The sequence below is a fragment of the Pseudomonas sp. LH1G9 genome, from assembly GCF_002949975.1.
In the GTDB taxonomy this organism is placed as follows: domain Bacteria; phylum Pseudomonadota; class Gammaproteobacteria; order Pseudomonadales; family Pseudomonadaceae; genus Aquipseudomonas; species Aquipseudomonas veronii.
Map to the genome: position 1 here is coordinate 3,356,529 of NZ_CP026880.1, position 22,519 is coordinate 3,379,047.

Annotated in this window: 23 protein-coding genes; 10 read left to right on the forward strand and 13 right to left on the reverse strand. The window is 61.3% G+C overall.

What is annotated here, in order from left to right; translation table 11 throughout:
* Window positions 1–17: 17 nt before the first annotated feature.
* Together C5F70_RS15450 and C5F70_RS15455 are read right to left on the reverse strand one after the other, a co-directional pair.
* Entirely contained in the window at window positions 18–500 is a 483-nt protein-coding gene (locus C5F70_RS15450) for a GAF domain-containing protein (RefSeq protein WP_046486427.1), read from the reverse strand.
* Complete coding sequence (locus tag C5F70_RS15455) at window positions 497–1,387, reverse strand: ATP-binding protein (RefSeq protein ID WP_026140337.1); 891 nt, start codon at window positions 1,385–1,387, stop codon at window positions 497–499. The genes C5F70_RS15450 and C5F70_RS15455 overlap by 4 nt, the downstream gene beginning before the upstream one ends.
* Before the next feature lie 169 nt (window positions 1,388–1,556).
* On the opposite strand from C5F70_RS15455, the gene C5F70_RS15460 reads away from it, so the two are divergent.
* Entirely contained in the window at window positions 1,557–3,866 is a 2,310-nt protein-coding gene (locus C5F70_RS15460) for a response regulator (RefSeq protein ID WP_104903640.1), read from the forward strand.
* Here C5F70_RS15460 and C5F70_RS15465 read toward each other — a convergent pair.
* The 3 genes from C5F70_RS15465 to msrB form a co-directional block, all read right to left on the reverse strand.
* Window positions 3,847–4,311 (reverse strand): MarR family winged helix-turn-helix transcriptional regulator, encoded by a 465-nt coding sequence (locus C5F70_RS15465; RefSeq protein WP_046384229.1) that lies wholly within the window; start codon window positions 4,309–4,311, stop codon window positions 3,847–3,849. The two genes, C5F70_RS15460 and C5F70_RS15465, sit on opposite strands and share 20 nt — an antisense overlap.
* Window positions 4,308–4,793, reverse strand: a complete 486-nt coding sequence (locus C5F70_RS15470) for a glutathione peroxidase (RefSeq protein ID WP_017849411.1) — start codon at window positions 4,791–4,793, stop codon at window positions 4,308–4,310. Before C5F70_RS15470 ends, C5F70_RS15465 begins: the two co-directional genes overlap by 4 nt.
* 127 nt (window positions 4,794–4,920) lie before the next feature.
* A complete protein-coding gene (gene msrB, locus C5F70_RS15475; protein ID WP_104903641.1) occupies window positions 4,921–5,313 on the reverse strand; it encodes a peptide-methionine (R)-S-oxide reductase MsrB in 393 nt (130 codons plus the stop codon).
* A 202-nt stretch (window positions 5,314–5,515) separates the two neighbouring features.
* Here msrB and C5F70_RS15480 point away from each other — a divergent pair, with 202 nt between their 5' ends.
* The gene (locus tag C5F70_RS15480; protein ID WP_017849409.1) at window positions 5,516–6,727 is read left to right on the forward strand and encodes a pyridoxal phosphate-dependent aminotransferase; all 1,212 of its coding nucleotides are present in this window, start codon (window positions 5,516–5,518) and stop codon (window positions 6,725–6,727) included.
* A 304-nt stretch (window positions 6,728–7,031) separates the two neighbouring features.
* The gene (htpX, locus tag C5F70_RS15485) at window positions 7,032–7,919 is read left to right on the forward strand and encodes a protease HtpX (protein ID WP_017849408.1); all 888 of its coding nucleotides are present in this window, start codon (window positions 7,032–7,034) and stop codon (window positions 7,917–7,919) included.
* A gap of 71 nt (window positions 7,920–7,990) precedes the next feature.
* Here htpX and C5F70_RS15490 read toward each other — a convergent pair whose 3' ends face one another.
* Window positions 7,991–8,647 carry a thiopurine S-methyltransferase gene (locus C5F70_RS15490; protein WP_046486434.1) on the reverse strand — a complete coding sequence of 219 codons (657 nt, stop codon included), beginning with the start codon at window positions 8,645–8,647 and terminating at the stop codon, window positions 7,991–7,993.
* Window positions 8,648–8,749: 102 nt separating this feature from the next.
* Between C5F70_RS15490 and C5F70_RS15495 the strand changes: the two genes are divergently transcribed.
* On the forward strand, window positions 8,750–9,517 hold the full coding sequence (locus C5F70_RS15495; protein WP_104903642.1) for a class III extradiol ring-cleavage dioxygenase: 768 nt from the start codon (window positions 8,750–8,752) through the stop codon (window positions 9,515–9,517).
* Window positions 9,518–9,706: 189 nt separating this feature from the next.
* On the opposite strand, the gene C5F70_RS15500 is transcribed toward C5F70_RS15495, so the two are convergent.
* Together C5F70_RS15500 and C5F70_RS15505 are read right to left on the reverse strand one after the other, a co-directional pair.
* Window positions 9,707–10,702, reverse strand: a complete 996-nt coding sequence (locus C5F70_RS15500; protein WP_256588287.1) for a hypothetical protein — start codon at window positions 10,700–10,702, stop codon at window positions 9,707–9,709.
* Window positions 10,703–11,070: 368 nt separating this feature from the next.
* Window positions 11,071–12,744, reverse strand: a complete 1,674-nt coding sequence (locus C5F70_RS15505; RefSeq protein WP_017849506.1) for a DEAD/DEAH box helicase — start codon at window positions 12,742–12,744, stop codon at window positions 11,071–11,073.
* A 423-nt stretch (window positions 12,745–13,167) separates the two neighbouring features.
* On the opposite strand from C5F70_RS15505, the gene C5F70_RS15510 reads away from it, so the two are divergent.
* A complete protein-coding gene (locus tag C5F70_RS15510) occupies window positions 13,168–13,959 on the forward strand; it encodes a crotonase/enoyl-CoA hydratase family protein (RefSeq protein ID WP_104903644.1) in 792 nt (263 codons plus the stop codon).
* 117 nt (window positions 13,960–14,076) lie between these two features.
* Here the strand turns inward: C5F70_RS15510 and C5F70_RS15515 are convergent, their stop codons facing one another.
* Window positions 14,077–14,832, reverse strand: coding sequence for a spermidine synthase (locus C5F70_RS15515; RefSeq protein ID WP_017849508.1), 756 nt, complete (start codon window positions 14,830–14,832; stop codon window positions 14,077–14,079).
* Window positions 14,833–14,957: 125 nt separating this feature from the next.
* On the opposite strand from C5F70_RS15515, the gene C5F70_RS15520 reads away from it, so the two are divergent.
* Complete coding sequence (locus C5F70_RS15520; protein ID WP_017849509.1) at window positions 14,958–16,304, forward strand: class II 3-deoxy-7-phosphoheptulonate synthase; 1,347 nt, start codon at window positions 14,958–14,960, stop codon at window positions 16,302–16,304.
* 102 nt (window positions 16,305–16,406) lie between these two features.
* Here the strand turns inward: C5F70_RS15520 and C5F70_RS15525 are convergent, their stop codons facing one another.
* Together C5F70_RS15525 and C5F70_RS15530 are read right to left on the reverse strand one after the other, a co-directional pair.
* Window positions 16,407–17,630, reverse strand: a complete 1,224-nt coding sequence (locus C5F70_RS15525; protein ID WP_104903645.1) for a winged helix-turn-helix domain-containing protein — start codon at window positions 17,628–17,630, stop codon at window positions 16,407–16,409.
* Between the two features lie 45 nt (window positions 17,631–17,675).
* Entirely contained in the window at window positions 17,676–17,882 is a 207-nt protein-coding gene (locus tag C5F70_RS15530; RefSeq protein WP_167379481.1) for a DUF1127 domain-containing protein, read from the reverse strand.
* 70 nt (window positions 17,883–17,952) lie between these two features.
* Between C5F70_RS15530 and C5F70_RS15535 the strand changes: the two genes are divergently transcribed.
* Window positions 17,953–18,834, forward strand: coding sequence for a LysR family transcriptional regulator (locus C5F70_RS15535; protein ID WP_032805034.1), 882 nt, complete (start codon window positions 17,953–17,955; stop codon window positions 18,832–18,834).
* On the opposite strand, the gene C5F70_RS15540 is transcribed toward C5F70_RS15535, so the two are convergent.
* Window positions 18,824–19,573, reverse strand: coding sequence for a sulfite exporter TauE/SafE family protein (locus C5F70_RS15540; protein ID WP_046385336.1), 750 nt, complete (start codon window positions 19,571–19,573; stop codon window positions 18,824–18,826). The genes C5F70_RS15535 and C5F70_RS15540 overlap by 11 nt on opposite strands.
* A 108-nt stretch (window positions 19,574–19,681) precedes the next feature.
* On the opposite strand from C5F70_RS15540, the gene C5F70_RS15545 reads away from it, so the two are divergent.
* The 3 genes from C5F70_RS15545 (at window position 19,682) to C5F70_RS15555 (ending at window position 21,762) form a co-directional block, all read left to right on the forward strand.
* Window positions 19,682–20,632, forward strand: a complete 951-nt coding sequence (locus tag C5F70_RS15545) for a LysR family transcriptional regulator (protein WP_017849514.1) — start codon at window positions 19,682–19,684, stop codon at window positions 20,630–20,632.
* An 80-nt stretch (window positions 20,633–20,712) separates the two neighbouring features.
* On the forward strand, window positions 20,713–21,165 hold the full coding sequence (locus C5F70_RS15550) for a MarR family winged helix-turn-helix transcriptional regulator (protein ID WP_026140352.1): 453 nt from the start codon (window positions 20,713–20,715) through the stop codon (window positions 21,163–21,165).
* A gap of 177 nt (window positions 21,166–21,342) precedes the next feature.
* A complete protein-coding gene (locus C5F70_RS15555; protein ID WP_010211852.1) occupies window positions 21,343–21,762 on the forward strand; it encodes an organic hydroperoxide resistance protein in 420 nt (139 codons plus the stop codon).
* A 152-nt stretch (window positions 21,763–21,914) separates the two neighbouring features.
* Here C5F70_RS15555 and C5F70_RS15560 read toward each other — a convergent pair whose 3' ends face one another.
* Window positions 21,915–22,487, reverse strand: a complete 573-nt coding sequence (locus tag C5F70_RS15560) for an elongation factor P (RefSeq protein ID WP_017849516.1) — start codon at window positions 22,485–22,487, stop codon at window positions 21,915–21,917.
* Window positions 22,488–22,519 lie beyond the last annotated feature (32 nt).

Sequence of the window (22,519 nt, forward strand, 5' to 3'; positions counted from 1 at the left end):
GCCCCCGCAACGGTCGGTCAGCAGTCGGTCAGGCGCAGGAAAATCGCCGCCAACTGCTCGATACCAACCTGGTCTTGCGCGGTAAACCGGGCCAGCGACGGGCTGTCGAGGTCGAGGACGCCAATCAGTCGGCCATCCTTGACCAGCGGCACCACCAGTTCACTGTTCGATGCGCTGTCACAGGCGATATGCCCCGGGAACGCATGCACATCTTCCACCCGCTGGGTCTGGCGCGACGCGGCCGCCGCACCGCACACGCCACGCCCGAACGGAATGCGTACACACGCGATCTGCCCCTGGAACGGCCCCAACACCAACTCGTCGTGACGGTTGAGGTAGAAACCGGCCCAGTTCAAATCATCCAACTGATTGAACAAAAACGCAGAGAACTGCGCGCTGTTGGCGATGAAATCGCGCTCATCGGCCAGCAGCGACTCCAACTGCGCACACAACATGGCATAGCCATCCAGACCGCTGCCGGCCTGCTGCAAATCGATCATGGTTGACGCTCCAGCAATTTGAGGCCCACCCAGTAACGGGCGAATTGATACGCGCAACGGCCGTTGCGGTTGCCACGCCCGGTGGCCCAGCGCACGGCGAGGATATCGAGGTCTTCATCACGCTGCCACTGCAGGCCGGCCTTGCGCGCCAGCTCGCCGATCCAGTGTTCCACCACGTTCAGGAAATGTTCCTGAGTGAATGGGTAGAACGACAGCCACAGGCCAAAACGATCGGACAAGGCGATCTTGTCTTCCACCGCCTCACTCGGGTGCAGCTCGCCATCCACGCGTTTCCAGTTATCGTTGTCGCTCTGGTTTTCCGGCACCAGGTGACGACGGTTGGACGTGGCATACAGCAGCACGTTTTCCGGCGCCTGTTCCAGGGAACCGTCCAGCACGCTCTTGAGCACGCGGTAATCGCCTTCACCGGCCTCGAACGACAGGTCATCGCAGAACAGAATGAAACGCTGCGGCAGCTTGAGCAGTTGTTCGACCACACGCGGCAGGTCGGCGAGGTGATCGCGTTCGATTTCGATCAAGCGCAAACCGGCGCTGGCGTGCTGGGCGAGCAAGGCGCGCACCATCGACGATTTCCCCGTGCCGCGCGAGCCCCACAGCAGCGCATGGTTGGCGGGCAGGCCGTCGAGGAACTGTTGGGTGTTGCGCGCCAATGTTTCACGCTGCTTGTCCACACCGATCAAGTCGGACAGACGCATGTCCAGGCTGACCTCCAGCGGCAGCAGGAAGCCGCTGCGACCCTCACGCTGCCAACGGGCCGCAAGGCATTGGTTCCAGTCGATGGTTTGGCGCGGGGCTGGCAACAGGGGTTCCAGGCGCGCGAGTACGGCATCGGCACGCTCAAGAAAGGCATTCAATCGAGAATCCACGACTATTCCTCTGGCAAGTTCTTGTAAAAGATGGCGTATTGGCAACCCTGCGGCCGAGCGCTCCGGGCTGCACCTCTAAAACTGACGATTCGTACCGGGCAAGCCTGAACCTGTGGATGTTCAGCTATGCTTGCCGGGCGAAGGGAAACGTGAAGTGGTTCAACACTCGATGGATATCAAGTTCGCCCACCGCTTGTCTTATAAACAAGCCAGATTGACTGTGCTGGTCGGTTTCGTCTTGGGAACCTTGCTCAGCCTGATCCAGATCGGCATTGATTATGCCAGCGAAGACGCATCCATCAACCGTGAAATTCGTTCGCTGATTGAAATCAGCCATAACCCGGCGTCGCGCATCGCCTACAACATCGACGCCGAGTTGGCCCAGGAGCTGACCCTCGGCCTGTTGCACTCCCCCGCCATCATTCAGGCGCGGTTGACCGACAACAACGGCGTGGTACTGGCCGACGTCGGACGGCCGCGCAAGGAAAGCCCCTACCGGCCCGTCAGCGATTTCCTGTTCGGCGCCAACCGCCAGTTTGAAGACCGGCTGTTCCTCAGCCATATGCCCAATGAATCCCTTGGCGTGCTGCGCCTCGACGTAGACACCTACGCCTTTGGTAGCCGCTTCCTGCACCGTGCCGAGGTCACCCTGATCAACGGGTTTGTGCGCAGCCTGCTGCTGACCGGGATCCTGCTGGGCCTGTTCTATGTGATGCTGACCCAACCGCTGGTACGCATCATTCGCGAGCTGAGCACGCGCAGGCAGACACGCCTGGATTGCCCGCCGGGGCACGAGCACGATGAAATCGGCGTGCTGGTCAACATGGCCAACCAGCAATTCGACACCCTGGAAACCGAGATACAGCAGCGCCGTCACGCCGAGGACCGCCTCACCGAGTACCTGGGACAACTGGAAAACATCGTCTCGGCGCGCACGCTGGAGCTCAAGGCCAGCAACCAGCGCTTGAGCCAGTCCAACGATGAGTTGGAAGCAGCAAGAATGAACGCGCTGGGCATGGCTCAGGCGCGGGCGGCGTTCCTGGCCAATATGAGTCACGAAATCCGCACGCCGCTCAATGGGTTGCTAGGCATGATCGCGCTGTCGCTGGACAGCCCGCTCAACGCCGAGCAGCGCCAGCAACTGTCGATCGCCCATGACTCCGGCAAGGTGCTGGTGGAACTGCTCAACGATATCCTCGACCTGTCCAAGTTCGACGCGGGCCAGTTGGAGCTGGAGCGCATCCCGTTCGACCTCGGCGCGCTGGTGGAAGACACCGCCAACCTGTTATCGCAGAACGCCGCGCCGAGTGTCGAACTGACGTGCCTGATCGACCCGCAGTTCCCGGCGCAGGTGCTCGGCGACCCGACACGTGTGCGGCAGATCGTCAGTAACCTGCTGTCCAACGCCTTGAAGTTCACGCGCTTCGGCCGCGTGGATGTGCGCCTCAGCGCCCAGGATGGCCGAGTAAAAATCGAAGTGCGCGACACCGGGATCGGCATTGCCCAGGACGCGCAGGTGAAGATCTTCCAGCCGTTCACCCAGGCTGGCGCGGGCATCACCCGCCAGTTTGGCGGCACCGGCCTGGGCCTGGCGCTGACCCATAACCTGTGCGAGGCGATGCACGGTCGGCTGAGCATCAGTTCGGAAGTCGGCTTCGGCAGCCAGTTCTGCGCCGACCTGCCGCTGCCCGCCCATTTACCTGCGCCCCGGCTCGCGCCGCTGACGGGCGAAGTCATTGCAATCACCAGTGCCGACAGCGGCCTGGCGGAGCTGCTCAGCACCCTGCTACCTCACTGGGGGCTGACAGTGCATTGCTATTCTATCGATGAGGACTTGAGCGGGAAAAAACCCGACTTGCTGATCACAGACTGCCCGGAGTGCCTGTTTCGCCTGCGCCCGGCCATCACGGCGCCGATCCTGCTGGTGACCGCCTATGGCAATTTCATGCCCAGTGAGGAAGTCGCGGCCCTGGCGCCGTTGCAGCAACAGGCGCGCCCTTTGAGCCGCAACGCGCTGTACCAGATCCTGCAACGTAATCTGCGCAGCGACGCGCACTTGATCCTCGACCCGATCGCACTCGATGCCACGCCCCTGGTCCACCGGGCACGCATCCTGCTGGTGGAGGACAACCCGGTCAATCAACTGGTGGCCAAGGGCATGCTCAGCAAGTTGGGCTGCGAAGTGATCGTCGCCGCCCATGGTGGCGAAGCGCTCAAGTTCCTCGAAGAACAGCACTTCGACATGGTGTTGATGGACTGCAACATGCCGGTGATGGATGGCTACGAGGCCAGTCGGCAGATTCGTCGCAGCGGGCGCTGGCCGGACCTGCCCATTGTCGCCCTGACCGCCAACGCGCTGTCGGAAGAACGCGAGCGTTGCCGGGCGGCGGGGATGAATGACTACCTGGCCAAGCCGTTTCGCCGCGAAGAACTCAATGCGTTGCTGGACCTGTGGGTGCCTAAGACGACAAGTCTCTGATCTGCGCGAGCAATTGGTCCAACCCCTCGCGCAAGGCATCGGCCTGGTTGAGGTCGACACCGCTGTCGCACAGCAAGCGGGTTTTCAACTGATGGGCCTGGCCGCGCAACTGCACCCCGGCGTGGCTCAGGCTCAAATGCACTTCGCGTTCATCCTGCGCGCTGCGCTGGCGCCTCACCAACCCAAGCTGCTCCAGGCGCTTGAGCAGCGGCGTCAGCGTGCCCGAATCGAGCATCAAGCGCTCGCCCAGGGCCTTGACCGTGGGCTGGGGCGGCGTCGCGTGGTGCCATTCCCACAACACCAGCATCACCACGTATTGCGGGTAGGTCAGGCCCAACTGGTCAAGCATCGGTTTATAGGCGCGGGTCACCGCGCGCGATGCGGCGTAGAGCTTGAAACACAGCTGGTTGTCCAGCGCCAGGGACACGGTGGGCAGGTCGGTCATTTGAGCAGGGCTTCGATCTCTTGGGTCAACTCCTGGGGCTTGGTGGTTGGCGCAAAGCGCTTGACCACCTGGCCGTCGCGACCGATGAGGAACTTGGTGAAATTCCACTTGATGCCCTTGGAGCCCAGCAGGCCCGGCGCGCGCTTTTTCAACTGCACGAACAGCGGGTGGGCAGCGCCGCCATTGACGTCGATCTTCTTGAACAACGGGAAGCTGACGCCGAAATTCAGCTCGCAGAACTCGGCAATCGCGCCTTCGTTGCCCGGTTCCTGTTTGCCGAACTGGTTGCACGGAAACCCCAGCACCACCAGGCCCTGGTCCTTGTACTGCTGCCAGAGTTGCTCCAGGCCCTTGTACTGCGGGGTGAAGCCGCATTTGCTGGCAGTGTTGACCACGAGAATGGCCTTGCCGGCAAAATCGGCCAAGGTCTTTTGCTCACCCTTGATGGTGGTGCAAGGGATGCTCAGCAGGTTGTCGCTCATGGCAATGCCTCGGATCAGGAGAAAGAAGGCAAAACATAGCGAGCAATTCAATTGCGTGCAATTGAATTGATCAAACTGATAGCCCGGTATACATCGCCCCCGCGCAAGACGCAGGGGCGACTCAGGCTCAGCGCGGCACGAGGTCCAGGCACACCGAGTTGATGCAATAGCGCAGGCCGGTCGGCGGCGGGCCATCCGGGAACACATGCCCCAGGTGCGCGTCGCACTTGGCGCAGGTGACTTCGGTGCGGATCATGCCGTGGCTGACATCGCGGATCTCGATCATCGCGCGGTCGGCGATCGGTGCGTAGAAGCTGGGCCAGCCGCAGCCGGAATCGAACTTGGTGGTAGAGTCGAACAGTGGCTCATTGCAGCAGATGCAGTGATACACGCCGTCGGTCTTGGTGGCATTGTACTTGCCGGAAAACGGCCGTTCGGTGCCCTTCAGGCGGCACACGTTGTATTGCTCCGGATCGAGCATCGCTTTCCATTCTTCAATGGTTTTCTGCAGCTTTTCCATCAGTACACCTCGGCAACTGAAAAACCCTGATCTGTGTCTTTTCCAGGGATCAGGCGGCACGTATGATTGCGCCTCTTCAACCCGGCAGTCTGGCACCCGCGTTAGCGGCATTCAAACGTATTTATGGGTGCGACCAACGCAGGATTCTCAGCACGGTAGGCTTCGCACCGTCTGGATCGTTCATTTTCAGGATCACATCGCCATGCAGGTCAGCAAATCGAACAAGCTCGCCAACGTCTGCTACGACATTCGCGGCCCGGTGCTCAAGCACGCCAAGCGCCTGGAAGAGGAAGGCCATCGCATCCTCAAGCTGAACATTGGCAACCCGGCGCCCTTTGGTTTCGAAGCGCCGGACGAAATCCTCCAGGACGTGATCCGCAACCTGCCCACCGCCCAGGGCTACAGCGACTCCAAAGGCCTGTTCAGTGCGCGCAAGGCGGTGATGCAGTATTACCAGCAGAAGCAGGTCGAAGGTGTCGGCATCGAAGACATCTACCTGGGCAACGGCGTGTCCGAACTGATCGTGATGTCGATGCAGGCCTTGCTCAACAATAGCGACGAAGTGCTGGTGCCGGCGCCGGACTACCCGCTGTGGACCGCCGCGGTGACCCTGGCCGGTGGCCGCCCGGTACACTACCTGTGCGACGAAGGCGCCGACTGGTTCCCGGACCTGGCCGACATCAAGGCCAAGATCACCCCGAACACCAAGGCGCTGGTCATCATCAACCCGAACAACCCGACCGGCGCAGTGTACTCGCGGGAAGTGCTGCTGGGCATGCTCGAGCTGGCGCGCCAGCACAACCTGGTGGTGTTCTCCGACGAGATCTACGACAAGATCCTCTACGACGACGCCGTCCACATCTGCACCGCCTCCCTCGCGCCGGACCTGCTGTGCCTGACCTTCAACGGCTTGTCCAAGTCCTACCGCGTGGCGGGTTTCCGCTCCGGCTGGGTCGCCATCTCCGGGCCCAAGCACAACGCCCAGAGCTACATTGAAGGCATCGACATGCTGGCCAATATGCGCCTGTGTGCCAACGTACCGAGCCAGCACGCGATCCAGACTGCGCTGGGCGGTTACCAGAGCATCAACGATCTGCTGCTGCCTCAGGGCCGCCTGCTGGAGCAACGCAACCGCACCTGGGAATTGCTCAACGACATTCCCGGCGTCAGTTGCGTGAAGCCGATGGGCGCGCTGTACGCCTTCCCACGCATCGACCCGAAAGTCTGCCCGATCCTCAACGACGAGAAGTTCGTGCTCGACCTGCTGCTGTCGGAAAAGCTGCTGGTGGTGCAAGGCACCGCGTTCAACTGGCCGTGGCCGGATCACTTCCGCGTGGTGACCTTGCCGCGTGTGGATGACCTGGACATGGCCATCGGTCGCATCGGCAACTTCCTCAAGTCCTATCGCCAGTAACGACTATGACGCTGTACGACCGGGATCTGGTCGTACAGCGAGTATCTGGCAACACTTCTCTGCCCATTGCCCCGCTCCGCACTGCGTTTGCCCCTCTCCCAGCGCGTGCCCCTTATAATCAAAGGGCCGCGAGGCAACAGGAGGCTGATCAAGCGGGGCAATACAGGTGGGAAATTCCCTTCAAGACTCTACATTCAGGCTGTAGGACACAGTTTGAAATAGTCGCTCGGTTGAATCACCCCATGTCGCACCTTATATACCCCGCAGTACGCGACATATTTAGCATGAGGAGAACTCTACAACCATGATGCGCATCCTGCTGTTCTTGGCCACCAACCTGGCGGTCGTGCTGATTGCCAGCATCACCCTGAGCCTTTTCGGCTTCAACGGGTTCATGGCGGCCAACGGGGTTGATCTGAACCTCAATCAGCTGCTGATCTTCTGTGCGGTCTTTGGTTTTGCCGGCTCGCTGTTCTCGCTGTTCATCTCCAAGTGGATGGCGAAGATGAGCACCAGCACCCAGGTCATCACTCAGCCACGCACCCGGCATGAGCAATGGTTGCTGCAGACCGTCGAACAGTTGTCCCGCGAGGCCGGTATCAAGATGCCGGAGGTCGGGATCTTCCCGGCCTATGAAGCCAACGCCTTTGCCACCGGCTGGAACAAGAACGACGCGCTCGTTGCGGTGAGCCAGGGCATGCTGGAGCGCTTCTCCTACGATGAAGTCAAGGCGGTGCTGGCCCACGAGATCGGCCATGTGGCGAACGGTGACATGGTCACCCTGGCGCTGGTCCAGGGCGTGGTGAACACCTTCGTGATGTTCTTCGCGCGGATCATCGGCAACTTCGTCGACAAGGTGATCTTCAAGAACGAAGAAGGCCGCGGCATTGCCTACTACGTGGCAACCATCTTCGCTGAACTGGTGCTGGGCTTCCTGGCCAGCGCGATCGTGATGTGGTTCTCGCGCAAACGGGAATTTCGCGCGGACGAAGCCGGTGCCCGCCTGGCCGGCACCGGGGCGATGATTGCAGCCTTGCAGCACCTGCGCTCCGAACAGGGCCTGCCGGTGCATATGCCGGACAGCCTGACCGCGTTTGGCATCAACGGCGGCATCAAGCAGGGCCTGGCACGCATGTTCATGAGCCACCCGCCGCTGGAAGAGCGGATTGACGCACTGCGTCGTCGCGGCTGACCGCTTGGCGGCGACACGGAAAGGGGCGATCTGATCGCCCCTTTTTTGTGGGCGCCTTGCCCGCCCAGGACTCAGCGCTTCGTGAGTCGGTAGACTCGCTCTTCCAGCCGGGTTACGCCGTCCTGAACGAACTTCCAGCTCTCACCCAAAACGTCCTGCTCCTCAAGCACTTCGAGGGCCCAGTGCGCCCCCAGCAGCGCCTTCACCTCATCATCGGTCACCGCAAACGGTGGGCCGGCCTTTTGCGTCTGGTCGTAGTCGAGGGTAATCAGCAACCCCTTGCAACCCGGCCCCAGAAGCGTATTGAGGTGCTCGGTGTAGCGCGCCCGCATCAGCGGCGGCAAGGCGATCAACGCCGCGCGATCATAAAGCGCCGTGCAATCGAGCAGCGCCTGCGCGTCCAGCGCGAAGAAATCACCGCACCACACCTCGATCACATCCGCCTGGTACACCTTGAACACGCCACGTTGGCTGATATGCGGTGTCAGCCCCTGCTCACTGAAGAATGCCTCAACCGCCTGCTCCGACAGTTCTACCCCGAGCACGCGACAGCCTTGACCGGCCAGCCACACCAGATCCAGGCTTTTGCCACACAAGGGCACCAGCACCTTTGCCCCCTGCGCGACCGCCAACTGCGGCCAGTGCCGTTGCAGATACGGGTTGACCTCGCGCAAGTGAAAACCGATCTGATTACGCGCCCAGCGCTCCCGCCAAAACTGAGAATCCATACATCACCCTAAAAATTCGATCAAAAGGCGCTAAAACTTATATTAGATTTAGATCATTGATCTGGTTGAAGATGGGGCATGTTAACCCTGAGGGCCCTTCTAATGCTCCCCACTCTGTTTATCTCCCATGGTTCGCCCATGCTCGCCCTGCAACCCGGCGCCAGCGGCCCGGCTCTGCAGCGCCTGGCAGCTGAACTGCCACGGCCGAAGGCGATTGTGGTGGTGTCGGCGCATTGGGAAAGTCAGGAATTGCTGGTCAGCGGCAACGCCGCACCGGAAACCTGGCATGACTTCGGCGGCTTTCCGGCCGAGTTGTTTGCCGTGCAATACCCGGCGCCGGGCGACCCGCAATTGGCGCGCGACATTGTCGAGTTGCTGCACGCCGATGGCTTGAATGCGCGCATCGATGAGCGCCGTCCCTTCGACCACGGCGCCTGGGTGCCGCTGTCGCTGATGTACCCGGCCGCGGATATCCCGGTGGTGCAGGTGTCCTTGCCCAGCCGTATGGGCCCTGCCCTGCAGACCCGGGTCGGACACGCCCTCGCCAGCCTGCGCGAACAAGGCGTGTTGCTGATCGGCTCCGGCAGCATCACCCACAACCTCGGCGAACTGGATTGGCACGCCGGGTCCGAAAGCATCGAGCCGTGGGCGCGGGCGTTTCGTGACTGGATGGTGGACAAGCTTGCCGCCAACGACGAAGCCGCGCTGCACGATTATCGCCGCCAGGCGCCCAACGCCGTGCGCAGCCATCCCAGCGATGAACATTTACTGCCGCTCTACTTTGCGCGGGGTGCCGGCGGCGACTTCAGCGTGGCGCACCAAGGCTTCACCATGGGCGCGCTGGGCATGGACATCTACCGCTTCGGCTGACGCACATCCCGATGCGCGGGCAAACCCAGATTGAGGGCCGCCCACAAAGCGAGCGCGGCCCAAGAAGAAAACCCGGAAATCCTCACCTGCGTGGGCCTTCCGGGTTTTTGCATCGCCAACATTTTCAAGGGGCGCAACTCCAACAGGCGTAGCGTTGAAACGCTTACTCAGGCTCTATCATCAGCGCCTTCAGGCTTTCTTCTCATAACCTGCGCCCTGAAAAGAGAATTGTATTTCCTTACCTTTACCCGCTTCGCTGATCACCCGCTGCAGTCCCACCATCGAGTTCTTGTACCGGCCATAGAGCCCGTCACTCTTGATTTCACCCACCCTGACATTGCCCTTATCGTCTGTAGTAAAGGGGGCGGAGAAACTACCGCGAGTAGGCGCGATCTGCGAACTTCGGTCTATTTTCGCGCCGTAATGTTCGACGAAGCCTCTGTCTCTGCCAGCCAAGGCAAACTTCTGATCGACATAAATATCTTTGACATGCTGCTTGGGGCCCGGCATGTCGGAATCGGTAACATCCTGAATAAACCCCCTTAACTTATGGGCATCCTCAGGATCTCGTTCTACCGTGAGGTTATATTTATTCCCAAATTTAAAATCTACCAATGTGCTGTTACTGGCGCCCTTTCCCCCATCAAACTCGGGGCGGCCTTGTGGCGCTTTGAAATGCTCACCGTTTCCAGAAAACACAATCAGCGCCTTGCCATCCCCGCGCGGCTGCATCCCAATATAGCCACGGCCAAGAGGCCGACCTTGCGCATCATTGACGCCAAACTGCATCGCATAATAAATCCCTGCGTCCTTGCTTCCTTTTCGTTGAAGGCCTTCGTCGATACTCATTGGAAACGTAATGTTACTCAACCCAGCGCCAGGCGCGGACAGCGAGTAACTCAGGCCATACAGCCCATTGGGCGATGTGGCTACCTTCTTGATTTCCAGTTTTGGATCGCTGACTTTATTAAGCGTTGACGTCGTGGTCGCAGACGCTACAGGCATGGATCGCGTATTTCTTCTTGAACGAGCAGCCGCAGCATCCGAAGCGAGTGCGCGCTCGATCCACGGCAAACCGTGCTCGCGTGCTGGCTCTCGCGCCTGATTAACAGGCGGTTGGCTGGGAGGATAAGTCGCAGGCTCAGGCATTGTTTGTGGAAACAACTGTGAATTACTAATACGCATAACAGCCACAGCTCCTTTCTGGAAAAATCAATCAATAGCCGTCAAGCCCGGCGCCTATCCCTCGACACGGTTACAAGCGAACCTTTCCAACTTGAACAACTGACGAGAGCAGATTGAGAGCGTTTTTTACCCTTGAGCGATGCAACTCAGGTTTATCCGCCCCCCGTCACTTGATAGTAAAAACTTTACGCAAAGCCGGCTGCCAGAAAGGCCGCTCAGAAACTCAGACTTTTCCTAAACCCAATAAGATCAGTAGCTGACCGTTATGGCCGACCACCCCACGACGATCCGCGCCAATTGCCGGGCAAAAAAAATCCCCGAACCAGTCGGGGATTTTTTTAGGTGCGATCAATCAGCCCAGGGGCGGATCAATCTTCGCGGTAGCGACGCAGCTTGAGCTGCTTACCGGCAACGCGTGTGTCTTTCAGCTTGGTCAGCAGTTTTTCCAGACCGTCTTCCGGCAGCTCCACCAGGGAGAAGCTGTCACGGACCTGGATGCGACCGATGGCTTCACGTGCCAGGCCACCCTCGTTGAGGATAGCGCCCAGCAGGTTCTTGGCCGCGATACCATCACGCGCGCCCAGCGCGGTACGGCAGCGAGCACGACCTTCAGCCAATGGCACCGGAGCGCGACGCTCACGATCACCACGCTCAGGACGGTCGCCGGAACGCTCTGGACGATCACCGCGTGGCGCGTTGTTCGGTACCAGTGGGCGTTCTTTCTCGATGGCTGCCAGGGTCAGGGCCTGAGCGTTGGTGGCTTTGCGCAGCAGGGCTGCAGCCAGGGCACGCGGGGTGCAACCGATATCGGCGGTCAGGCGGTCCAGCAGGTCACCGTGGGTCGATTCAGCGTCAGCCACCAGTGGCGACAGGCTGTTGGTCAGTTTCTTGATGCGTGCATCGAGAACGGCCTGGGCATCCGGCAGGCGGACTTCGGCAACCTTCTGACCGGTCACACGCTCGATCACTTGCAGCATGCGGCGCTCACGCGGCGTCACCAGCAGCAGTGCGCGACCTTCGCGACCCGCACGGCCGGTACGGCCGATACGGTGAACGTAGGACTCTGGATCGTAAGGCATGTCAACGTTGAACACGTGGGTGATACGTGGAACGTCGAGGCCACGAGCAGCTACGTCGGTCGCTACAACGATGTCCAGACGGCCATCCTTGAGGGAGTCGATCACGCGCTCACGTTGGTTCTGGGCGATGTCACCGTTCAGCGCAGCGGCTTTGTAGCCTTTGGCTTCGAGGGCACTGGCCAGGTCCAGGGTCGCTTGCTTGGTACGCACGAACATGATCAGCGCGTCGAAGTCTTCGACTTCCAGCAGGCTCAATACAGCCGAGGTCTTCTGGTCAGCGTGAACCAACAGGTGAGCCTGTTCGATCGCGGTAACGGTCTGAGTCTTGGTCTGGATCTTCACGTGTTGCGGATCGCGCAGGTGGCGTTCGGCAATGGCACGGATCGACTGCGGCAGGGTGGCCGAGAACAGCACGGTCTGACGGGTCGGTGGCAGTGCCTTGAAGATGACTTCCAGGTCATCCATGAAGCCCAGCTTCAACATTTCGTCAGCTTCGTCCAGAACCAGGTGGTTCACGGTCGACAGGACTTTCTCGTCACGACGCAGGTGGTCGCACAGACGACCCGGAGTGGCGACAACGATCTGTGCGCCATTACGGATAGCCTTGAGTTGCGGGCCCATCGGCGCGCCGCCGTAGACGGCCACAACGGTTACGCCTGGCATTTGCTTGGCGTAGGTTTCAAAAGCGGTTGCTACTTGCAGCGCCAACTCACGAGTTGGCGCCAGGATCAGGGCTTGCGGTTCGCGCTTGGCAGGATCGATGCAGTGCAGGATAGGCAGGGCGAACGCGGCGGTTTTACCGGTACCGGTTTGCGCCTGGCCAATCATGTCGTGGCCGGCCATGATGATCGGGATCGATTGCTGCTGAATCGCCGAAGGTTCTTCGTAGCCAGTCGCAATGACGGCAGCAAGAATGTTCGGGTTAAGATTAAAAGCGGCGAAGCCGCCGGTTTCCTGGGTCATGGGTCTGCCTCTAAGTGCATCCGCAAAGACCCATGCTCCAAAGCTGCGCATGCCGTGTTGAGACTCAAGAGTCGCCCTGGCTGCTTTGTCGGCGGGGATTTGCGAAAACGAATGAATGAAAAAGATTCGTCAAGGAAGAGTCCGCTGTGCGGACGTGCAGCCGAAGCTGACTTCGGGGAATTGCGCTACCTAAACGCGGCCCGGTTAAAGGCCGGCGCGCACTATACCGGAAATAGCTGAAAAAGGGAGCTTTTTTTATCGCAAAGCACCGATAAACCGCACTGCGTCACCGCCTTTGCGCAGATGGGCTCCAGGGTCTATTTTTCAAGTGCCCGGCCCTGTTGGCTGAAACGCTTAAACGGTTCACCCGCACACTCGGCCCCTTTGGTCCGAAACCCCTTACTGCGCCCGAGGGCACACCCGATGAATCAAGCCAGCAGCAGCCTCGTCAGCCGTGAACTCCTGGGTCATGTCCTGTTGTTGGGCCTGGATCGGGTCGCCAAGCGCAATGCCTTTGACCTGGATCTGCTCAACGAACTGAGCCTGGCCTATGGCGAATTTGATCGAAACGACGATGCGCGGGTGGCCGTGGTGTTCGCCCACGGCGACCACTTCACCGCCGGGCTGGACCTGGCCAACGTCAGCGCAGTGATGGCCGGAGGCTGGCAACCGCCACCGGGGGGCTGCGATCCCTGGGGCGTGTTCGCCGGCCCTCGGGTCGGCAAACCGGTGATCGTCGCCGCCCAGGGCTACTGCCTGACCCTTGGCATCGAGCTGATGCTGGCGGCGGATATCAATCTCTGCGCGAGCAACACCCGCTTCGCGCAGATGGAAGTACAACGTGGGATCTTTCCATTTGGCGGTGCGACGTTGCGCTTTCATCAAATAGCAGGCTGGGGCAACGCCATGCGCTGGCTGCTCACCGGCGATGAGTTCGATGCCCACGAAGCCCTGCGCCTGGGGTTGGTGCAGGAAGTGATGGCCAGCGAAGACCTGCTGCCGCGCGCCATCGAACTGGCCAGCCGCATCGCGCGCCAGGCGCCCTTCGGCGTGCAAGCCACGTTGATGTCGGCCCGCCTGGCGCGCTTGGAGGGCGAAGCTGTCGCGGCCGCGGCGTTACCGCCGCTGGTCGCGCAATTGTTCAACAGCGAAGACGCCAAGGAAGGCGTGCGCGCCATGCTCGAGAAGCGCCCGGGGGTATTCAGGGGAATTTGAGTTGGCCGTGCCGCAGTCATCGCGAGCAAGCCCGCGCCCATATCGACCGCATTCCTTCAGGATGTGCTCGGTCAAATGTGGGAGTGGGCTTGCCCGCGATGACGCCCGTTCAGACAACTAGGTTGCCGGCCGAATCGCCTTGATCAATGGCTGCAACGAATAGCCCAATCGCGGTGCCAGCGCTTCGGCGCGGGCCGAGAGCGCCGCAGCGTCCAGCGCCTGATCCAACTCCGAAGGCACCAGCAGGATCACATTGCCCTCCTTCACCGGCAGCTCCCAATAATGCCGGTGATACAACCCGCGCAGCAGGGCCGCACCCAACGGCTTGCCGTCGTCGGTGGCCCACTGGTTGATCACCAGCCAACCGCCGGGGTTGAGTTTCTTCTGGCAGTTTTCCAGGAAGGTCCAGGCCAGGTGCCCGACGCCGGGGCCGACATCGGTGTACAGGTCGACGAAGATCAGGTCGGCCGTTTCGGCGGTCTCGAGCAATTCCAGAGCATCGCCAATGCGGATGTACAGGCGCGGATCGTCGTCCAGCCCCAGGAACTCAATGGCCAGGCGCGGCACTTCGGGGCGCAGCTCGATGGCTTCGACATCCTCCAGCGGCAGGAACTTGAGGCACGCCTGGGTCAGCGTGCCGGCGCCCAGGCCGAGGAACAACGCGCTTTCCGGCTGCTCGTGGCACAACGCACCGATCAGCATCGCACGGGTGTAGTCGTACTCCAGCCAGCTCGGGTCGGCGGTGAACACGCAGCTTTGCTCGATGGCGTCGCCAAACTCGAGAAAACGGTAATCGGCCACTTCGAGCACGCGGATCATGCCGAAGTCATCATGGACCTCGGCCAGCAGGCGCTCGACACGCTCCTCGCTCATTTACAACTCCTAACGGGTTCACCCCAGGGCAAAGGCGCGATTGTCGGCCAACCGGCGGCAACAGGTCACGCACTAATTGCTGATAACATTGGCGCCCGACCGTCAATCACCCTATCGAGTCCACGATGAGCCAACCCTGGAGCCCCGACAGCTGGCGCGCCCTGCCGATCCAGCAACAACCCCAGTACCCGGACGCTGCACACCTGTTACAGGTGGAGCAGAGCCTGGCCAGCTACCCGCCGCTGGTATTTGCCGGGGAGGCCCGCGAGTTGCGCCGCCAGTTTGCCGAGGTGACCCAGGGTCGCGCCTTCCTGCTGCAAGGCGGCGACTGCGCCGAGAGTTTTGCCGAGTTCTCCGCCGCAAAAATCCGCGACACCTTCAAGGTGCTGCTGCAGATGGCTATCGTGATGACCTTCGCCGCCGGCTGCCCGGTGGTGAAAGTCGGGCGCATGGCCGGCCAGTTCGCCAAGCCGCGCTCGTCCAACGATGAAACCATCGATGGCGTCACCTTGCCGGCCTACCGTGGCGATATCGTCAACGGCATCGGCTTCGACGAAAAAAGCCGCGTGCCGGACCCCGACCGCCTGCTGCAGTCCTACCACCAGTCCACCGCCACCCTTAACCTGCTGCGCGCGTTCGCCCAGGGCGGGTTTGCCGACCTGCACCAGGTACACAAGTGGAACCTGGACTTCATCGCCAACTCCGCACTGGCCGAGAAGTACAGCCAGTTGGCGAACCGTATCGACGAAACCCTGGCCTTCATGCGCGCCTGTGGCATGGACAGCTCGCCGCAACTGCGCGAAACCAGCTTCTTCACCGCCCACGAAGCGCTGCTGCTCAACTACGAACAAGCCTTCGTGCGCCGCGACAGCCTGACCAACGACTACTACGACTGCTCGGCCCACATGCTGTGGATCGGCGATCGCACCCGTCAGTTGGACGGCGCCCACGTCGAGTTCCTGCGCGGGGTACACAACCCGATCGGGGTCAAGGTCGGCCCGAGCATGAACCCGGATGACCTGATCCGCCTGATCGACATCCTCAACCCGGACAACGACCCCGGCCGCTTGAACCTGATCGCGCGCATGGGCGCCAACAAGGTCGGCGACCACCTGCCGGCGCTGCTTCGCGCCGTGCAGCGTGAGGGCAAACAGGTGCTGTGGAGCTCCGACCCGATGCACGGCAACACGATCAAGGCCAGCAGCGGCTACAAGACCCGCGACTTTGCGCAGATCCTCGGCGAGGTGAAGGAATTCTTCCAGGTACACGAGGCCGAAGGCACCTATGCCGGCGGGATTCATATCGAGATGACCGGGCAGAACGTCACCGAATGCATCGGCGGCGCGCGGCCGATCACCGAAGATGGCTTGTCGGACCGCTACCACACCCACTGCGACCCACGGATGAATGCCGATCAGTCGCTGGAGCTGGCGTTCCTGATCGCCGAGACGTTGAAGCAAGTAAAACGGTGACACCATTCGGTAGGCGCGAGCTTGTTCGCGAAAAACCTGAGAATGCCGCGGGGTGTCGGTTTCCCGCGTCATCGTTAACGTTTCTCGCGAGCAAGCTCGGGCCTACCGTGATGTGAGCATCGCCGCCCTTAATCGGTCGGCACTCGGCCGTGGGCAATTGAGCTGCACCTGTTCGAGCCCCAGCCAATCGGCCATTTGCCGCAAGTTCAGCGCCAGCGCGCGCATCCCCTCCTCGTCCAGCCCCGGCGTTTCTTCATGCACCGCATGCACGGCCAGGCGGCCGTGGGCGCGTTCGGCACGCAGGTCGACGCGCGCGGCGATCCGCTCGTTGTGCAGAAACGGCAGCACGTAGTAGCCGTACACCCGCTTGTCCTGCGGCGTATAAATCTCCAGCCGATAACGGAAATCGAACAGCCGTTCGGTGCGGCTGCGCTCCCAGATCAGCGAATCGAACGGCGACAACAGCGCGCTGGCCGGCACCTTGCGCGGTACTTTCGGCTCCGGCAGGCAGTAGGCCGGCTGCTTCCAGCCCTGCACGCGGCACATCAGCAATTGGCCGTCCTCGACGAGTTCGGCCAAGCGGCTGCGAGTGTCGGCAGGCTCCAGACGGAAGTAATCGCGCAGATCTTTTTCGCTGCCCACACCCAGCGCGGTCGCACTGTGCAGCAGCAAACCGCGCTGAGCCTCGGCCTCGCTCAACGGCGCCTGGTGCAGCCGGTCGCCGGGAATCACGCGCTCGGGCAAATCGTAGAGCCGCTCGAACCCGCGCCGACCGGCAACCGTGACCAGGCCAGCGGCGAACAGCCATTCCAGCGCGTGCTTTTCATCGCTCCAGTCCCACCACGGGCCGGCGCGCTCGGCGCGGGTCGACAGACTGCCTGCACCCAGGGCGCCCTGTTGTTCGACAGTGTTCAACACGCGCTGGATGATGGCCTGCTGCTCGCGACCAAAACGCGCCATCTGCGCGTAGATCCCCTGCCCTTGTCTTGCCCGCTCCATGCGCCAGCGCATCAAGGGGTACAGCGCCATCGGCAACAACGAGGCCTCATGCCCCCAATACTCGAACAACGAACGCTGTCGGCCCTGGCTCCAGGCCGCCTGCTCAAGCAGTGACGGGGCGTACTGCCCCAGGCGGGAAAACAACGGCAGGTAATGGGAGCGCACCACGGCATTGACCGAATCGATCTGCAGCACACCCAGGCGGTCGATCAAGCGGTTGAGGTGTGCGGCCTTGATCAATGCAGGCGCCTGGCGCCCGGAAAAGCCCTGGGCGGCCAGTGCCATGCGGCGCGCTTGCTTGAGGGAAAACGACAGGTCGGCGGGCATGGGCATCTCCGTATGAACGTGCCGACCACCCTACTGCATCCTCGGTCATTTTCGCAGTGGGTCTTCCCAGAAATGCCGATGGGTTTCGTGCTCCACATCAGCGCGGCTCAGCCCGATATCCTTGAGCGCCGCATCGCTCAGCGTGGCCACTAACCGACGCTCGTGCCGCAATACCTGCCACCGCGCAATCGCTTGGAACAGCCCGGAAAGCGGCCGCTTCGTCCATCCTGCACAACCTGTTTGACCTTTCATCTTCTCGCCCTCCCTTGGGGATGACGCGAGTGTGTGCCGGCGGCTATGATCAATCCAACGAATGTTTCTTATGAAATACATCTCAGGAATTGATCAATTGGCCGCCTACCCAAGCATCGACACCGACGTGCTGCGCACCTTCGTCGCCATCGCCGACCAGGGTGGGTTTACCCGCGCCGGCGAGCAGGTCAATCGCACCCAATCGGCGGTCAGCATGCAGATGAAGCGCCTGGAAGAAGACGTGCTGCAGCGCAAACTGTTCGAGCGCGACGGCCGCCAAGTGCGACTGACGCCGGAGGGCCAGGTGCTGCTGGGGTATGCGCGGCGCATCCTGAAACTGCACAGCGAGGTGTTCAACACCCTGCGAGAACCGCATATGGTCGGGCTGGTACGCATCGGCACCCCGGACGACTATGTGATGCGCTTCCTGCCGGGGATTCTCAAACAGTTTTCCAAGGCCTACCCGCTGATCCAGATCGAGATGCACTGCGAGGCATCCACCGTGCTGATGCAACGGCGGGATCTGGCGTTGACGGTGATCAGCCGCGAACCCGGCAATGATATCGGCGAGTTGTTGCGCACCGAGCGCGTGGTGTGGGCGGCGGCGCCGTGTTTCTGCGTGGACGAGCACGACGCCCTGCCACTGGCGATGTCCGGCGCCGATTGCCTTTACACCCAGTGGGCGCGTACCTCACTGGATACCGTCGGGCGCAATTATCGCCTGGCCTACAACAGCACCAACGGGGCGGCGATCCAGGCCGTGGTCAGCGCCGGCCTGGCAGTGATGGTCAGCATGGAAAGCCTGGTGACGGATGACCTGCGCGTGCTCGGCAGTGACGAGGGTTTCCCACCCTTGCCGTCGATGAATCTGCGCTTGTTACGCAACCCGCTGATGACGTCACCTATCACCGAATGCCTGGCGGAGTACATCATCGACGGCTTCAAACCTTAAACATCAGCATCACGGCGCACACCACCAGGAAACCGCAGAACAAACCGCGCAACAGGCGCTCCGGCAGAGCGTGGGCAACTTTTACACCCCAACTGATGCTGAGCAGGCCACCGACCGCCAGGGGGATGCCGATCATCCAGTCCACTTCGTGGTGCCAGGCGTAAGTGACAAGAGTCACCCCGGTGCTGGGCAGCGCCAAGGCCAGGGACAAGCCTTGGGCCACCACCTGGGTGGTGCCGAACACACTGGTCAGCACCGGCGTGGCGACCACCGCACCACCGACACCGAACAAACCGCCCATAGAGCCGGAGACCGCGCCCAACACCCCGAGCCACGGCCAGGCATGGCGCATCTGTGCCGTCGGCGGCGCATTGCGGGTGAACATGCGCAGCAGGTTGTAGGCCGACAGCGCCAGCAGAAATGCGATAAAGCCGACACGCATCGCGCCGGCGTCCAGGCCCACGGCCCAGATCGAACCGAGCCAGGCAAAGCTGAAGCCCATCACCCCCAGCGGCAGCGCGTGGCGCAGTTCAATGCGATTACGCTGGTGATAACGCCACAGCGCGAGCATCACGTTGGGCACCACCATCACCAGCGCGGTGCCTTGGGCGATCTGCTGATCGAGGCCGAACAGCACGCCGAGCACCGGGATGGCAATCAACCCGCCGCCAATGCCGAACAGGCCGCCCACCGTGCCCAATGCCGCGCCCATAACCAAGTACATCGCTAAATCCAACACCACGCATTACTCCACAATCCCAAGCCTTGCATGCTACGCAGTCCGCTCTGGCGCGGATACGCACAGCAACGCACAATGGCTGTGCCAATCCCGCATAAGCGTCGACCGATGAACCCGCATATCCTCACCGACCAACTCAGCCTGTTTCTCGATGTGCTGGAAACCGGCAGTTTTTCCGCCGCCGCGCGTCGCCATCCGCTGACGCCCTCCGCCGTGGCCCGGCGTATCGACAGCCTGGAAAGCTCGGTGGGCAGCCGCTTGTTCCAGCGCAGCACCCACGCGGTGCTGCCGACACCGGCCGGCCTGGCGTTCGCCGAACGCGCGCGGCGCATCGTCACCGAGTTGCAATTGGCGCGGGCGGAAGCGGTGTCCTTGAGCCATGCGCCGGAAGGTTTGATTCGCGTGGACGCACCGGCGGCGTTCGGTCGACGGCATCTGGCGCCGGTGATCGCCGACTTCCTGAACGTCTACCCGGGGCTGGATGTACACCTGCATTTGATCGACAGCTTCGTGGACATGCAGGGCGCGCACCTGGGCAAGGTCGATCTGGTGCTGCGTGCCGGGCATATCGTCGACACCCGGCTGATCGCCACGCCGCTGGCCAGCATCGTGCGAATTGCCTGTGCCAGCCCGGCCTACCTGAAAAACCGTGGCACGCCGACCCATCCGCGAGACCTCAGCGAACACGACGGCCTGGACTGGGATGGCCTGGCGCCGATGTTCGCCTGGCGCTTCGAACTGGACGGGCGTCGCGCCACCTATCGCCCGCAACGCATCCGCATGAGCGCCAACAACGCCGAAGCCCTGCTCTCCGGCGCCCTGGCCGGCCTGGGTATCGCGCACCTGCCCACCTGGCTGGCGAGTGAATACCTGGTCCGCGGCGAACTCTTGCCCCTGTTTTGCGAAAACGGCCTGCCCAGCCCGGAAACCACCGGCATCTATGCGCTGCGCCTGGAACAACAGCCGAACGCACGTAGCCGCTTGTTGCTCGAATACCTGAAATCGCGCTTCAGCCCAGTGCCGCCCTGGGACCTGGCACTGCAAAGCGGATTGGTCTGACCCCCCGGAGAGAATTACCTGGCGCATTAAAGATTTGCCCGCTAGATTCCAGCCCAGATACGCTTTTTTGAGGCAGCACCATGAGCAAAAATCCCGATCCTTGCCAATCCCTATTGCTGGATAACCAGCTGTGCTTCGCCCTGCACTCCACTTCATTGCTGATGACCAAGGTCTACAAGCCGCTGCTGCAAGCCCTTGGCCTGACCTATCCGCAGTACCTGGCCATGATGGTGCTGTGGGAAGAAGATGGCTTGACTGTCGGCGAAATCAGCAGCCGCCTGCTGACCGATCCCGGCTCCCTGACCCCCCTGCTCAAGCGCCTGGAAGCCGAGGGCCTGCTCAGCCGCACGCGCAGTCGCGAAGACGAGCGAGTGGTGGTGGTGGAACTGACCGACGCTGGCCGTGCCTTGCAAGACAAGGCCAAGGGGATTCCTCAGTGCATCCTAGGCGCCAGCGGCCTGGAGCTGGAGCAACTGCGCAAGCTGCAAGCTGATTTGATTGCATTGCGGGGCAATCTGCAAGGCGCTGTCTAAACACACCCAAGCCCCATACCTGCGGAGGGGGCAATCCCCTCCCACAGGTGGTTTTGAGGTGCCCTTACGGAAAAATCCTGAAATTTATCTTGCGCACTAAACATTAGCGCTATACATTCATCTCACCAACTACTTAGCGCGCAAATATTTAGCGCAAAACACAAAGAGGGCAACACCATGCAAACGCTCTATACCGCAGTAGCCACCGCCACCGGCGGCCGTGATGGTCGCGCCGTTTCCAACGACAACATCCTCGACGTCAAACTCTCCACCCCCAAGGAACTGGGCGGTGCCGGCGGTCAGGCCACCAACCCGGAACAACTGTTCGCCGCCGGCTACTCGGCTTGCTTTATCGGCGCACTGAAATTCGTCGCCAGCCAGACCAAACGCAAAATTCCGGATGATGCGTCGATCACTGCCCATGTCGGCATCGGTCAGATCCCGGGTGGCTTCGGTCTGGATATCGACCTGCACATCAGCCTGCCGGGCCTGGCCCAGGACGACGCGCAAAGCCTGGTCGACGCTGCCCACCAAGTCTGCCCGTACTCCAACGCCACCCGCGGCAACGTCGATGTGCGTCTGCACGTCACCGTCTAACCCGCGCGGCTCGCCAACGACACGCCGCCAGCCACGTGCTGGCGTTGCGGCAAGCATCGGATGAGCTGAGGCAATACTTGAAGTGACAGGTAAACGCCCACAAAAAAGCCCGACTCAAGGTCGGGCTTTTTTCGTACACGGTGGGGCCAGAATTACTTCTTGGCGCGACCTTTGTACGAACCGCCTTCACGGGTGTCGATCTCGATCAAGTCGTCGATTTCGATGAAATCGGCCACTTGCAGTTCGGTACCGTTAGCCAGCTTGGCAGGCTTCATGACTTTGCCCGAAGTGTCGCCGCGAGCGGAACCTTCGGTGTAGGCAACCTTACGCACGATGGTGGTCGGCAGCTCTACGGAAACCAGACGGTCTTCGAAGAAGATAGCTTCGCAGACGTCGGTCATGCCTTCTTCGATGAACGGCAGAACGGCTTCGATATCTTCAGCGTTCAGCTCGTACATGGTGTAGTCGGTGGTGTCCATGAACGTGTAAGCGTCGCCGCTGATGAAGGACAGGGTCGCTTCTTTACGGTCGAGGATCACGTCGTCCAGCTTGTCATCAGCGCTGTAAACGGTTTCGGTCTTGTAACCAGTCAGCAGGTTTTTCAGCTTGGTCTTCATGATCGCGCTGTTACGGCCCGACTTGGTGAACTCAGCTTTCTGAACCAACCAAGGATCGTTGTCGATACGGATTACCATACCGGGTTTCAGTTCTTTACCAGTTTTCATTGCGTATATCCGAAATTTGGATGGGGTTTACA